Genomic DNA, 12,514 nt, shown 5'->3' on the forward strand with positions numbered 1-12,514 from the left:
GTGGTCTTGACCAATGATCACTCTTCGTGGTGAGACTTCCCTCATTGGTCTGGACCACGTACCGTTTGCGCAAACGGCGCAAAACACCGCCATGGTTCCCGCCGGTGGTGTTGCTTGCCGCCGTCCGGTACCTGGCTCAAAGGAGAGCGATGTCCAGAAAGAGATGGCACCTCCTCGGTCTGTTCACCGCGGCCGGCGCGCTCGCGGTCGGGGTCGTCACCGTTCCGGCGAGTGCCGCCGGTGGCGTCAGCGCCGCCTTCGGCAAGGGCTCCGACTGGGGCACCGGCTATGAAGGCAAGTACACGATCAACAACGGCTCCGGCTCGACGCTGCCCAGCTGGACGGTCGAGTTCGACCTCCCGTCCGGTGCGAAGATCTCGTCGCTGTGGGACGGCAGCTACACCGCGTCCGGGCAGCACGTCACCGTCAAGAACACCTGGAACGGCAACGTCGCCAACGGCAGCAGCGCCAGCTTCGGCTTCAACGTCGCGTACTCCGGCACGTACTCCGCGCCGGCGAACTGCAAGCTGAACGGCGGCTCCTGCGACGCCGGCGGCGGCACGCCGACCACCACGCCGACGACGCCGACGCAGCCGACGACCACTCCGACGACGCCCACCACCCCGCCGACCACGACCACACCGCCGCCCCCGCCGGGCGGCCTGAAGAACGTCGGCTACTTCGTGCAGTGGGGCGTCTACGGGCGCAACTACCACGTCAAGAACATCGAGACGTCCGGCTCGGCGAGCAAGCTGACCCACATCAACTACGCCTTCGGCAACGTCACCAACGGCCAGTGCTCGGCGAACGACGACCCGTACGCCGACTACCAGAAGACCTACGACGCCGCGGGCAGTGTCGACGGCGTCGCCGACACCTGGGACCAGCCCGTCGCCGGCAACTTCAACCAGCTGCGGAAGCTGAAGAAGCTGCACCCGGGCCTCAAGGTGATCTGGTCGTTCGGCGGCTGGACCTACTCCGGCGGCTTCGGCCAGGCGTCGCAGAACGCCGCCGCCTTCGCGCAGTCCTGCTACAACCTGCTCAAGGACCCGCGGTGGGCGGACATCTGGGACGGCATCGACATCGACTGGGAGTACCCCAACGCCTGCGGCCTGTCCTGTGACACCAGCGGCTCGGCGGCCTACAAGAACCTGATGGCCGCGTTGCGGGCGAAGTTCGGCTCGTCGTTCCTGATCACGTCGGCCATCACGGCGGACGGCAGCAGTGGCGGCAAGCTCGACGTCGCCGACTACGGCGGTGCCGCGCAGTACGTCGACTGGTACAACGTCATGTCCTACGACTACTTCGGCGCCTGGGCCGCCCAGGGCCCGACGGCTCCGCACTCGCCGCTCACGTCCTACTCCGGCATCCCGACCGCCGGCTTCTACTCCGACGCGGCGATCCAGAAGCTGAAGAGCAAGGGTGTCCCGTCGAGCAAGCTGTTGCTGGGCATCGGGTTCTACGGCCGCGGCTGGACCGGCGTCACGCAGAGCACCCCCGGTGGCACGGCCACCGGGCCGGCGCCGGGCACGTACGAGCAGGGCATCGAGGACTACAAGGTCCTGAAGAACAGCTGCCCCTCGACCGGCACGATCGCCGGCACGGCGTACGCGAAGTGCGGCAGCAACTGGTGGAGCTACGACACCCCGGCGACCATCGGCGGCAAGATGTCCTACGCCAAGCAGCAGGGTCTCGGCGGTGCCTTCTTCTGGGAGCTGACCGGCGACACGAGCAACGGCGAGCTGATCTCGGCGATGAAGGGCGGTCTGTCGTGAGGCGCGGGTGGTTGCCCGCACTCGGGCTGGCGGCCGCGGCCGCCACGGTCGGCGCGATGCTCGTGATCGCCCCGGCCAACGCGGCCGGCGGGGTCTCGGCGACCTTCAGCAAGGGCTCCGACTGGGGCACCGGCTACGAGGGCAAGTACACGATCGCCAACGGCTCGGGCTCGACGCTCCCGTCGTGGACAGTCGAGTTCGACCTGCCCAGCGGCGCGAAGATCTCGTCGCTGTGGGACGGCAGCTACACCGCGTCCGGCCAGCACGTCACGGTGAAGAACACGTGGAACGGCAACGTCGCCAACGGCGGTAGCGCGAGCTTCGGGTTCAACGTGGCGTACTCCGGTTCGTACGTCGCGCCGTCGAACTGCAAGCTGAACGGGGGTTCGTGCTCCGCCGGGGGCACACCCCCCACGACCACTACGCCGCCTACGACGACGCCGCCGACCACGACGACGCCGCCTCCGGCGGGTGGCCGCGGCGCGCCCTACCTGTACCTGGGCTGGGGCAACCCGCCCAGCCCGCAGACGGTGATGAGCGCGACCGGGATCAAGTGGTTCACCATGGCGTTCGTCAACGCCTCCGGTGGGTGCAACCCGGCGTGGGACAGCAGCCGTCCGCTGCAGGGCAGCGCGGACGCGGACGCGATCGCGCAGATCAAGGCGGCGGGCGGCCAGGTCGTCCCGTCGTTCGGCGGCTGGAGCGGCAACAAGCTCGGCCCGAACTGCTCGACGTCGGCCGCGCTGGCCGGCGCCTACCAGCAGGTGATCAACGCGTACGGGCTCAAGGCGATCGACATCGACATCGAGAACTCCGACGAGTTCGAGAACGAGGCCGTGCAGGACCGGATCCTGGGCGCGCTGAAGATCGTCAAGCAGAACAACCCGGGCATCCAGACGATCCTGACGTTCGGCACGTCGACGACCGGCCCGAACTACTACGGCAACCGGCTCATCGACCAGTCGAAGGCCCTGGGCGCGAACGTGGACGTGTACACGATCATGCCGTTCGACTTCGGTGGCGGCGCGGACATGTACGCGAGCACGGTGAGCGCGGCGAACGGCTTGCGCGACAAGCTGAAGTCGACGTTCGGGTGGAGTGACGCCACGGCGTACGCCCACCTCGGCATCTCGGGCATGAACGGCCTGTCCGACCAGCAGGAGCTGACGAGCGTGTCGACCTGGACCCAGATCACCAACTGGGCCAAGGCGAACAAGATCGCGCGCCTGGCGTTCTGGTCGGTCAACCGCGACCGCGGCTGCCCCGGCGGCGGCGTGCAGTCGACCTGCAGTGGCATCGCGCAGAACGATTGGGACTTCACGAAGGTGACAGCGGGCTTCTGACGCTGTCCAATGAAGGCCTCCTTGCCGGCTCCCCGGGCCGGCAAGGAGGCCTTCGCCGTCAGAGGGTCTTGACGACGTCGCCGATCGCCTGGTCCAGGATCTCCAGGCCGAGCGCAATTTCCTCTTCGGACGCCGTCAGCGGCGGCGCGATCCGGAACACCCCGCCCATCCCGGGCAGCTGCACGATGTTCATGTGCAGCCCGAGCTCGAGGCAGCGCTGCGTCACGCGTGCGCCGAGCGCGTCCGAACTGCGCTTGGTTTCGCGGTCCACCACCAGTTCCAGCCCGGCCAGCAGCCCGCAGCCGCGGATGTCGCCGACCACCTCGTGCCGCGAAGCGATCTCCTCCAAACCCTTCCGCAGCAGGCCACCCAGCGTCCGTGCCCGCTCGTCGAGACGATCTCGGGTCAGCACGTCGAGGACCGTGTTGCCGACCGCCGCCGGGAGCGGGTCCGATACGTGCGTCGTGAAGAACAGGAACCCGCGCTCGTGGGCCTCTTGTTCGATTTCGGCGCTGGTCAGCACGGCCGCCAGCGGCAACCCGGCACCGAGGGTCTTCGACAGCGTCAGGATGTCGGGGACGACGCCGTCGCGCTCGAACGCGTACCAGTTCCCCGTGCGGCACAACCCCGTCTGGGCCTCGTCGAGGATCAGCAGCATCCCGCGTTCGCGGCATTTCGCCGCCAGGGCGGCGAAGTAGCCGGGCGGCGGTTCGATGACTCCGCCGGAGCTGAGGATCGGCTCGACCAGGCACGCGGCCAGGCTGCCGACCGACTGCGCGTCGATCATCTCGAACCCGAAGTCGAGTTGGCGGCGCCAATCCAGCGAGCCGGAAGCGTCGGTGAAGTCCGGCCGGTAGGCGTTCGGCGCCGGGATGGCGAAGTTGCCGGGCGCGGCCGGCCCGTACCCGCGACGGCCGGCGCTGTAGGTAGCGCTCGCCGCCGCCTGCGTCATGCCGTGCCACGAGCGGGCGAAGGAGACGATCTCGTGCTTGCCGGTGACGAGCTTGGCCATCCGGACGGCGGCCTCGTTCGATTCGGCCCCGGTGGTCAGCAGCAACGCCTTCTCCAGTGGCGCCGGCAGCGTCTCGGCGAGCCGCCGCGCGAGGTCGGCGACCGGGCGGCTCAGCATGCCGCTGAACAGGTGGTCCAGCTTCCCCACCTGCCGCCGGACGGTGGCGACGATCTCCGGGTGCGAGTGCCCGAGGATCGCGCTCATCTGCCCGGAGGTGAAGTCGAGGATCCGGCGGCCGTCCTCGGTGAAGACGAAACTGCCCTCGGCGTGGTCGATGATCTCGCGGGTGAACACGCCGCCGTAGCGCACCAGGTGCCGGTCGACGTCCGCCCAGAATTCCGCAGCCATGCGTCGACGGTAGGCGCCGGGATCACACTTCGGTCGGCTCCCGCACGGGCAGTTCCGGGCTGGCGCCCCACGCCAGTTCGGTCACCACGCGCACCGCGGCCGGGACGGCGGCCCGGACCCGCGGTGACAGCCCGATCCCGCCGTCGACGCACGCCGGCTCGCAGCTCAGCACCAGCACACGGCCCGCGTCGCCGCCCAAGAGGCGGAGCAGGCGGAACACCGCGTCGCCGTGCAGGTCGTGCGTATCGGTGGCCGAGGTCAGCGACAGCGTGCCCGGCGCGACGCCGTGCGGAGTGGCGTCCAGGAGGATCGTCGTGTCGTAGCCGCCGGTCAGGTCGTAGGCCAGGTGGACCGTCGCGATGTCGTAGTCGGCTATCTGCACCCACGGGGGCAGGCCGGTCCGGTCGAGTTCCCTGAGCACTTCGACGCCGAAGCCGTCATCACTCAGGAAGACGTTGCCAATGCCCGCTACCAGGACTCGTGGCCGCATCCGTCCAGGTTAGAACTGTGAGTTGGATCACACAATCATTTAGTGCTGGTGCTCGCGGTCTTCCTGCATGGTTTCCGCGCGGGCCAGCCACTGCTCGGCCTCGTGAGCGGCACCACGCGCCCGCAGCATGCGCGCCAGGCTGAGCATCCCCTGGACGTCGCCCGTCTCGGCGGCCCGGCGGAACCACTGCTCGGCCTGGGCCAGGTCCTCCCGGTGCTCGGCGAGGTGGCCGAGGTTGGTGAGCGCCGGGACGCTGCCGTGCTCGGCGGCCTTGCGGTACCAGGCGGACGCTTCGCCCTCGTCGCCGCGGTTGCGGGCCAGCACGCCGAGGTTGGTCATCGCCGCCGGGTCGCCGTGCTCGGCCGCGTCGAGGTACCAGCGCTCGGCCTCCTCCAGGTCGCCGCGGCGGTGCAGGAGGAGCCCGAGCCGGACGATCGCCTCGACGTGGCCGCCGCTCGCGCCCTGGCGGTACCACGCCTCCGCGTCACCCGGCCTGCCCAGCCGTTCGGCCTGCCTGCCGAGCGGGCAGGTGGCCGCGTAGTCGCCCGCCTGCACCGCCGACCGCCACCAGCGGGCCGCCTCCGCGGCCTGGCCGTGGTCGCGCAGCAGGAGGCCCAGGTCGATCATCGCGCCGGTGATGCCCGCTTCGGCGGCCTGGCGCAGCCACGACTCGGCCTCGTCGGGCTTGCCCTGTTCCCGCAGCAGGTGCCCCAGCGCGGCCATCGAGGGCAGGTCGCCGGCGTCGGCCGCCTCGCCGTACCAGTGCTGGGCCTCCTCGCGCTTCCCCTGCCGCTCGTACGCCCGGGCCAGGTTCAGCATCCCGTGGGGCTCGCCGGCCAGTGCCGCCTCGTGGTACCAGCGTTCGGCCTCGTCCCGGGCGCCGCGGTCGGCGAGGAGGTGTGCCAGCGCCGTCATCGAGACGCGGTCGCCGCCCATGGCGGCCTTCCGGTACCACGCTTCGGCTTCGGCGAGGTCCCCGCGCTCGCGCATCGCCGCGCCCATCCGGGCCATGGCGACGACGTTGCCGCCCTCGGCGGCCTTGCGCTGGAAGAACTCGTCGACCTTCTTGAGCCGACCGGGCATCGGCTGCTCCCTCCGGATGGGTCCTGCCCCGGTAGTCGCAGGGGATCGGCTCGGTGTGACAGGCGTGGGTGGGCCAGGTCACATTCGCGCCAGGTCGTCGTGTCGGCGCGGTTATCCCACGCCGGCAGAGGTGACACTACGCCGCGCGCACGCGCAGGTGAGAGGAGAAAATCGTGGCGGCCCGAAGCTTTCGGCTGAGCGTGACGCACCGGATCCTGCTGGTAGTCGCCGTCCTGGCGGTCGCCCTCTTCGGCTACTGGGTGACGAGCAGAGGCGCGGGCGCGACGCCGCCGACGTCCGGGGCGCCGGTCCCGGTCAGCGCGGCCGACGCGAAGAAGCAGCTCGACGAGCTGACCATCGCCGCGCGGACGTCGATGGACGGCTACTCGCGCGAGAAGTTCCCGCACTGGGACAGCCAGGGCTCCGGCTGCGACACCCGCGAGGTCGTCCTCAAGCGCGACGGCAAGGACGTCAAGACCGACAAGGACTGCAAGCCGACGTCCGGGACCTGGACCAGCGTCTACGACAACGAGACCTGGACCAAGCCGACCGACCTCGACATCGACCACATGGTCCCGCTCGGGCAGGCGTGGGCGAGCGGCGCGAAGTCGTGGACGACCGAGAAGCGCGAGCAGTTCGCCAACGACCTGACCCGGCCGCAGCTGTTCGCCGTCACCGACAACGTCAACCAGCAGAAGAGCGACAAGGCCCCCGACCAGTGGAAGCCGCCGCTCGTGGCCTTCTGGTGCACCTACGCGACCGACTGGATCGTCGTGAAGCACTACTACGGGCTCACCATCACGCAGGCCGAGAAGACCGCCTTGACCGACATGCTGCGCCGCTGCTGAGCTGGCGCGTGTGACGACTTTCGCGCTGATCCACGGCGGTGGCGGCAGCGGGTGGGACTTCCACCGGCTCGTGCCCGAACTCGAGGCCCGCGGGCACGACGCGGTCGCGCCGGACCTGCCGATCACCGACCCCGCGGCGGGGCTGGCGGAGTTCACCGAGACGGTGCTGGCCGCGCTCGGCGACCGCGCGGACGTCGCCGTCGTCGGCCACTCCTACGGCGGGTTCACCGCGCCGCTGGTCGCGGCGAAGGTCCGGGCGCGGCTGCTGGTGTACCTGGCCGGGATGATCCCGGCGCCGGGGGAGCCGCCGGGGCAGTGGTGGGGCAACACGGGTTTCGCGGCGCCCACCGGCCTGAGCGAAACCGAGCAGTTCTTCAACGGCGTCTCCCCGGAACTCGCCGGGGAATGCCAGGCACGCGGGCGCGACCAGGTCAGCAAGGAATGGGACGAGCCGTGGCCGCTGCCGGCCCACCCGGACGTCCCGACCCGTGTCCTGCTCTGCCGCGATGACCGGTTCTTCGTCCCGGACTTCCAGCGCCGGGTCGCCCGGGACAGGCTGGGTCTCGAACCGGACGAGGTCGACGGCCCGCACTGCGCGCCGCTGAGCCACCCGGCCCAGGTGGCGGACCGCCTGGCCGGCTACCTGCCGTGAAGGCCCCCTTACCGGCTCTAAAAGCCGGTAAGGGGGCCTTCACGGACTTTCACCAGCGGTCGAGGTGCAGCACCTCGTCCAGGGGCTGCCGGGCCGCCGGCTTGAACGTCTCGCCCGTGTAGAACGCCGTCGGGATCAGGGCCGCCTGGTGGACGTTCTTCGGCAGCTCCAGCACCTCCGCCGCCTCCTGCTCGTACTTCAGGTGCAGCGTCGTCCACGCCGTGCCCAGCGTCACCGAGCGGGCCGCCAGCATGTAGCTCCACACCGCCGGCAGCAGCGATGCCCAGAGCCCCGCCTGGTTGCCCGCCGGCAGTTCCGCCGAGTCCGTCTCCAGGCAGGGGACGACCAGCACCGGCACGTCACCCATGCGGTCCGCCAGGTACGCCACGCTGTCGCCGACCCGCTGCTGCACCGGCGCCCGCGACGGGTCGTCGGCGAAGAGCTTGCCCGCCGCCCGGTCGGACGACAGGTACTCGTGGCACGCCTTGCGGTAGATCCGCCCGAGTGCGGCGCGCCGGTCCGCGTCCGTGACGACGAGCCACTGCCACCGCTGCGTGTTCGACCCGCTCGGCGCCTGCAGCGCCACCTGCACGCAGTGTTTCACCAGTTCGAGGGGCACGTGCCGGTCCAGGTCGAGCCGCTTGCGCACGGTCCTGGTGGTGGTCAGCAGCTCTTCGGGCGTCATCATCGGCCCATCATGCCGGGCCTACCAGCGATCGTGCACCAGCGGCCGGATCAGCTCGTCGTAGGTCTCGCGAACGCCCGCGAGCGCCTCCTGGGACAACGGCGGAAGCGACGCCGCCGCCGTGTTCGCCGAAGCCTGCGACGCGTTCCGCGCGCCCGGGATGACCGTGCTGACGCCCGGCTGATCGATGATCCACCGAAGTGCGAACTGAGCGAGCGTCTGGCCGGCCGGCACGAGCCCGCGCAGCCGCTCGACGGCCTCGAGCCCAGCCTCGTAGGGCACGCCTGAGAACGTCTCGCCGACGTCGAACGCCTCGCCGTGACGGTTGTAGTTGCGGTGGTCGTTCTCGGCGAACGTCGTGTCCTTCGTGTAGCGCCCGGACAGCAGACCCGAGGCCAGCGGCACGCGCGCGATGATCCCGGCGCCCGCTTCCGCCGCGGCGGGCAGCACGCGCTCCAGCGGCTTGAGCCGGAGGCAGTTCAGGATGATCTGCACCGAGGCGACGTTCGGCCGCGCCAGCGCGGTCAGCGCCTCCTCGCACGTCTCGACGCTCACGCCGTACGCCTTGATCCGGCCTTCGTCGACCATCGCGTCGAGGGCGTCGTACACCGCGTCGGAGGAGTACACCGGCGTCGGCGGGCAGTGCAGCTGGACCAGGTCGAGCGTGTCGACGCCGAGGTTGCGGCGCGACCGGTCGTTCCACTCGCGGAAGTTCGCGGCGACGTAGTTCTCCGGCACCTGCTCGACCCGGCGGCCCATCTTGGTCGCCACGAAGACGTCCCCGCGCTCGGCGAGGAACCGGCCGACCAGCCGCTCGCTGCGGCCGTCGCCGTAGACGTCGGCGGTGTCGAAGAAGGTGACACCGTTGTCGGCCGCCGCGTGCAGCACGGCCAGCGCGTCGTTCTCGTCGACCTCGCCCCAGTCCGCCCCGAGCTGCCAGCAGCCGAGCCCGACGACGGACACCTCGCGGCCCAGGCGGGCGATCTTCCGGTTCTCCATGTCGCGATCCAAGCACACCACCGGCGCCTATGATCGGCCGTCATGGCCATGACTTCGGGTCCGGAGGGGCTGGGGACCCGGATGCGGCACGTCCTCGAGACCCTCGACGGCGACGTCGCGAAGTTCCTCGCCGACATCGGCCTCGACGGCTACCGGCCGCGGTACTCGCCGGTGGTGCGCGCGCTGCTCGCACGCGGCCCGCTGGCCATCCGCGACCTCGCCGAAGAGATGCGCGTGACGCACTCGGCGGCCAGCCAGACCGTCGCGCAGATGAACCGGGCCGGGTTCGTCAGCCTCGAGCCGGGCGCCGACGCCCGGCAGCGGATCGTGTCCCTCACCGCGCGGACGCGTGAGCTGCTGCCGCTGATCGAGGCGGAGTGGACGGCGACCACGGAAGCGGCGGAGGCACTGGAGGCCGAGCTGCCGTACTCGCTGCGCGCCTTGCTGGACGCGATCGTGGAAGCGCTGGAGCGCAAGCCGTTCCGGCAGCGCATCGAGGAGACCGACGCCGCCCGCGAGCTGCGCTGATCAGGCGTCCGGCAGCTGGAAGACGGCCCAGACGTACTTGCCGCCGGGGCAGCGTTCGAAACCCCAGTCCAGCGACAGCGCCTGGACCAGGACGAGCCCGCGGCTGCGGGCCTCGGCCGGCGACGGCGCCCGCAGCTCGGGCAGCATCCGGCCGGTGTCGTGCACGCGCAGCGTCAGCCGGCCGCCGTCGTACTCCAGCTCCAGCCGCTGGGGCCGTTCGCCGTGCTCGAAGGCGTTCGTGACCAGCTCCGACGTCGCCAGCAGGACGTCGTCCAGCCGGTTCTCGCGCACGCCGAACTTCAGCATCGCCGCCCGGACCTCGTGCCGGGCCAGTGCGGGGGCCGTGACGTCGGCCGGGAGGAGCACTCTCACCTGGGCGGTGGTCGCAGCAGTGCGCTGCGGCATTCTCGACGTCGTCATCCGGTCCCCCTCCCAGTCGAGTTCGGTCCGCCCGCGAAGTACCCAAGCGGGGGTGCGGCTAATCAGGTGCCCTCGGCCAGCTCGGATTCGTCCAGGCCCGAACGCAGCTTCTTCAGCGTCGCAGCCAGCAACCGCGATACCTGCATCTGGGACACCCCGACGCGGCGCGCGATGTCCGACTGGCTCATTCCCGACCCGAACCGCAGTGCGACGATCTTGCGCTCCCGCTCCGGCAGGCTCTCGAGCATCGGGCGCAGCGCCTCGCGCAGCTCGGCCTGGCCGAGCTCGGCGTCCGGTGCCCCGAACCGGGTGTGCGCCGCGTTCTCGAGCAGGTGGTCCAGCGACGCGCCGTAGCGGCCCTGACCAGCGCGAAGGCCCTCGTAGACGTCCTCGATGGGCACACCGAGCCGAGCGGCGATCTCACTCGGCTTCGGCGCGCGGGAAAGCTGCACGGTGAGCTCTTCGCGCGCGGCGGAGATGTTCGCGTTCAGCTCCTTGAGCCGCCGCGGCACCCGCACCGACCAGCTGTTGTCCCGGAAGTGGTGGCGCAGCTCGCCGGAGATGGTCGGCACGGCGAACGCGAGGAAGTCCGTCCCCTGTGCGGGGTCGAACCGGTCGACGGCGTGGATCAGCCCGACCGTGGCGATCTGGACCAGGTCCTCCATCGCCTCGTCGCGGTTGCGGAACTTCCGGGCCAGGTTTCGCGCCAGCTCCAGGTGGGCACGCACCAGGGTGTCGCGGATGCGGTCGCGCTCGGGCGCGTCCGCCGGCAGGGCGGCGAGTTGGGTGAACAGCGCGCCGACGTCGAGGTCGTCCCCGCTGCTCCCGGCGGGTTCGGTCACGAGTCCGCCGCCTGGCTCTCCCGCACGAGGTCGACCCGGGAGAGGTAACGGCCGTTCTCCGGGGTGATCGTGCGCTCGGCGGTCGTCGCGAGGGCGGTCAGCAGCTGCCAGGACAGGCCGGCGTCGTCCTCGTGGTCGGCGCTGTCGGCCAGCACCGACACCGAGACCTCGATGCGCGGCCCGTTCCAGGAGAAGACACAGGTCAGCCGGCCGTCCGAGCTGGCGGGGAGCAGCAGTGAGCAGGCTTCGTCCACCGCCATCCGGAGGTCTTCGACGGCGTCGAGGTCGAAGTCCTGGCGCATCGCGATGTCGGCCACGATGGTCCGCAGGGTGGGCACGACGTGCGGGATCGCTGCCGTCCGCACCTCGATGACCTGCGCGCCTTCCGGGACGAGCGGGGCGTTGTCCTCCACGTTTGTTCCTTTCTCCGCACTCGCGCTCCAGGTGTGCGGCGGTGTCCTGTTCACGCCCGTCGGCGAGATGCCCGTGGTGTGAGCAAACCAAACCCGGGTTTGATCCGCTGCACCGGCGGGCATGTAGCGGTCGACATGCTCATCCTGGGAAAGGCAGGGACGACATGGCTGACGTGAGCCGGCTGCCCAACGTGGTTGCTGAAGAGTGGGAATGGCAACTGCGCGGCTCTTGCCGGGGTGCGGACAGCAGCCTTTTCTTCCACACGGACAACGAGCGGGGCTCGGCACGGGAGCGGCGCGAGTCGCGGGCCAAGGCGATCTGCCAGACCTGCCCGGTCCTGGCTCAGTGCCGTCAGCACGCGATGACCGTACAGGAGCCGTACGGCATCTGGGGCGGCCTCGGCGAGATCGAGCGGCGGCAGCTCTTCCTGCGCCAGCGCAGGGCGGCGCGGAAGGCGATGAGTGCGCACTGAGCAGAGCCCTGAGCAGGCAGGATTTGATCCCTCGTGAGCAGTACACGCGAAAGGGCGGCGGTCGTGGCGGGCTCGGTCGCTTCCTGGGTTAGGGTTGGCCCCGGAGTTGCCTTGACCGTGCCAGGCGCGAGCTTCGGAAGGGCACGGTGACACGGTTGCCGCTTGAGACAGCAGGCGCGTACCCGGCGCAGGAGCAGCGCCTGACGAGGAGAAACTGCATGCCCGCAGCCGACCAGAACGCCACCCCGCCCGGGTTCGGCATCACGCTGGACACCGACGCGACGGAGCCCCGGGTGGTGGTCACCGGCGAGCTCGATCTGCTGACCAGCCCGCAGCTGCAGGAGGCCCTGGCCGGGCTGATCGCGGACAAGCGCGCGCAGCGGGTCGTGGCCGATCTGACCGGGGTGACCTTCTTCGATTCCTCCGCGCTGAACGTGGTGCTCCGCGCACAACGCCAGGCCGGCGAGCAGGACGTCGAACTCGAGGTCGTCCCGAGCCCCGCCGTGAGCCGGGTGATCGAACTCACCGGCGTGGCCGAACACCTGAGCGTGTCGGAGGACCCCCAGGCCTGACCGCCCGCTACGGTTCCGCGGACTGACCGGT

At 70.5% G+C, this 12,514-nt stretch carries 15 protein-coding genes; 7 read left to right on the forward strand and 8 right to left on the reverse strand.

All coding sequences use genetic code 11. The features are described 5' to 3' along the window. The first annotated feature begins 149 nt into the window (after positions 1-149). Entirely contained in the window at positions 150-1,775 is a 1,626-nt protein-coding gene (locus AB0G28_RS00195; RefSeq protein WP_361081304.1) for a glycosyl hydrolase family 18 protein, read from the forward strand. After that, positions 1,772-3,118 (forward strand): cellulose binding domain-containing protein, encoded by a 1,347-nt coding sequence (locus AB0G28_RS00200; RefSeq protein WP_361081308.1) that lies wholly within the window; start codon positions 1,772-1,774, stop codon positions 3,116-3,118. The genes AB0G28_RS00195 and AB0G28_RS00200 overlap by 4 nt, the downstream gene beginning before the upstream one ends. 58 nt (positions 3,119-3,176) lie before the next feature. Here AB0G28_RS00200 and AB0G28_RS00205 read toward each other — a convergent pair whose 3' ends face one another. Genes AB0G28_RS00205 through AB0G28_RS00215 form a run of 3 tightly spaced genes read right to left on the reverse strand, consistent with a single transcriptional unit; the run spans position 3,177 to position 6,051 of the window. After that, a complete protein-coding gene (locus AB0G28_RS00205; RefSeq protein WP_361081311.1) occupies positions 3,177-4,478 on the reverse strand; it encodes an aspartate aminotransferase family protein in 1,302 nt (433 codons plus the stop codon). Between the two features lie 22 nt (positions 4,479-4,500). Beyond that, entirely contained in the window at positions 4,501-4,968 is a 468-nt protein-coding gene (locus tag AB0G28_RS00210; protein ID WP_361081314.1) for a hydrogenase maturation protease, read from the reverse strand. A gap of 39 nt (positions 4,969-5,007) precedes the next feature. Then, positions 5,008-6,051, reverse strand: a complete 1,044-nt coding sequence (locus tag AB0G28_RS00215) for a tetratricopeptide repeat protein (protein ID WP_361081317.1) — start codon at positions 6,049-6,051, stop codon at positions 5,008-5,010. 173 nt (positions 6,052-6,224) lie between these two features. Between AB0G28_RS00215 and AB0G28_RS00220 the strand changes: the two genes are divergently transcribed. Then, the gene (locus AB0G28_RS00220; RefSeq protein ID WP_361081320.1) at positions 6,225-6,899 is read left to right on the forward strand and encodes an HNH endonuclease family protein; all 675 of its coding nucleotides are present in this window, start codon (positions 6,225-6,227) and stop codon (positions 6,897-6,899) included. 10 nt (positions 6,900-6,909) lie between these two features. Then, on the forward strand, positions 6,910-7,551 hold the full coding sequence (locus tag AB0G28_RS00225) for an alpha/beta hydrolase family protein (RefSeq protein WP_361081323.1): 642 nt from the start codon (positions 6,910-6,912) through the stop codon (positions 7,549-7,551). A gap of 49 nt (positions 7,552-7,600) precedes the next feature. Here the strand turns inward: AB0G28_RS00225 and AB0G28_RS00230 are convergent, their stop codons facing one another. Then, positions 7,601-8,239 (reverse strand): nitroreductase family protein, encoded by a 639-nt coding sequence (locus tag AB0G28_RS00230; protein WP_361081326.1) that lies wholly within the window; start codon positions 8,237-8,239, stop codon positions 7,601-7,603. A gap of 18 nt (positions 8,240-8,257) precedes the next feature. Next, positions 8,258-9,235, reverse strand: a complete 978-nt coding sequence (locus tag AB0G28_RS00235) for an aldo/keto reductase (RefSeq protein ID WP_361081329.1) — start codon at positions 9,233-9,235, stop codon at positions 8,258-8,260. Between the two features lie 42 nt (positions 9,236-9,277). On the opposite strand from AB0G28_RS00235, the gene AB0G28_RS00240 reads away from it, so the two are divergent. Further along, positions 9,278-9,763, forward strand: coding sequence for a helix-turn-helix domain-containing protein (locus AB0G28_RS00240; RefSeq protein ID WP_361081332.1), 486 nt, complete (start codon positions 9,278-9,280; stop codon positions 9,761-9,763). On the opposite strand, the gene AB0G28_RS00245 is transcribed toward AB0G28_RS00240, so the two are convergent. The 3 genes from AB0G28_RS00245 to AB0G28_RS00255 form a co-directional block, all read right to left on the reverse strand. Next, the gene (locus tag AB0G28_RS00245; protein WP_361081334.1) at positions 9,764-10,183 is read right to left on the reverse strand and encodes an ATP-binding protein; all 420 of its coding nucleotides are present in this window, start codon (positions 10,181-10,183) and stop codon (positions 9,764-9,766) included. 62 nt (positions 10,184-10,245) lie between these two features. Further along, the gene (locus AB0G28_RS00250; RefSeq protein ID WP_361081337.1) at positions 10,246-11,025 is read right to left on the reverse strand and encodes a SigB/SigF/SigG family RNA polymerase sigma factor; all 780 of its coding nucleotides are present in this window, start codon (positions 11,023-11,025) and stop codon (positions 10,246-10,248) included. Beyond that, positions 11,022-11,438, reverse strand: coding sequence for an anti-sigma factor (locus AB0G28_RS00255; RefSeq protein WP_013222240.1), 417 nt, complete (start codon positions 11,436-11,438; stop codon positions 11,022-11,024). The genes AB0G28_RS00250 and AB0G28_RS00255 overlap by 4 nt, the downstream gene beginning before the upstream one ends. A 164-nt stretch (positions 11,439-11,602) precedes the next feature. Here AB0G28_RS00255 and AB0G28_RS00260 point away from each other — a divergent pair, with 164 nt between their 5' ends. Continuing rightward, complete coding sequence (locus AB0G28_RS00260; RefSeq protein ID WP_091305403.1) at positions 11,603-11,911, forward strand: WhiB family transcriptional regulator; 309 nt, start codon at positions 11,603-11,605, stop codon at positions 11,909-11,911. A 218-nt stretch (positions 11,912-12,129) separates the two neighbouring features. Beyond that, positions 12,130-12,483 (forward strand): STAS domain-containing protein, encoded by a 354-nt coding sequence (locus tag AB0G28_RS00265; protein WP_086862300.1) that lies wholly within the window; start codon positions 12,130-12,132, stop codon positions 12,481-12,483. Positions 12,484-12,514 lie beyond the last annotated feature (31 nt).

Origin of the sequence: Amycolatopsis sp. NPDC021455 (assembly GCF_040640995.1) — a bacterium.
GTDB lineage: Bacteria > Actinomycetota > Actinomycetes > Mycobacteriales > Pseudonocardiaceae > Amycolatopsis.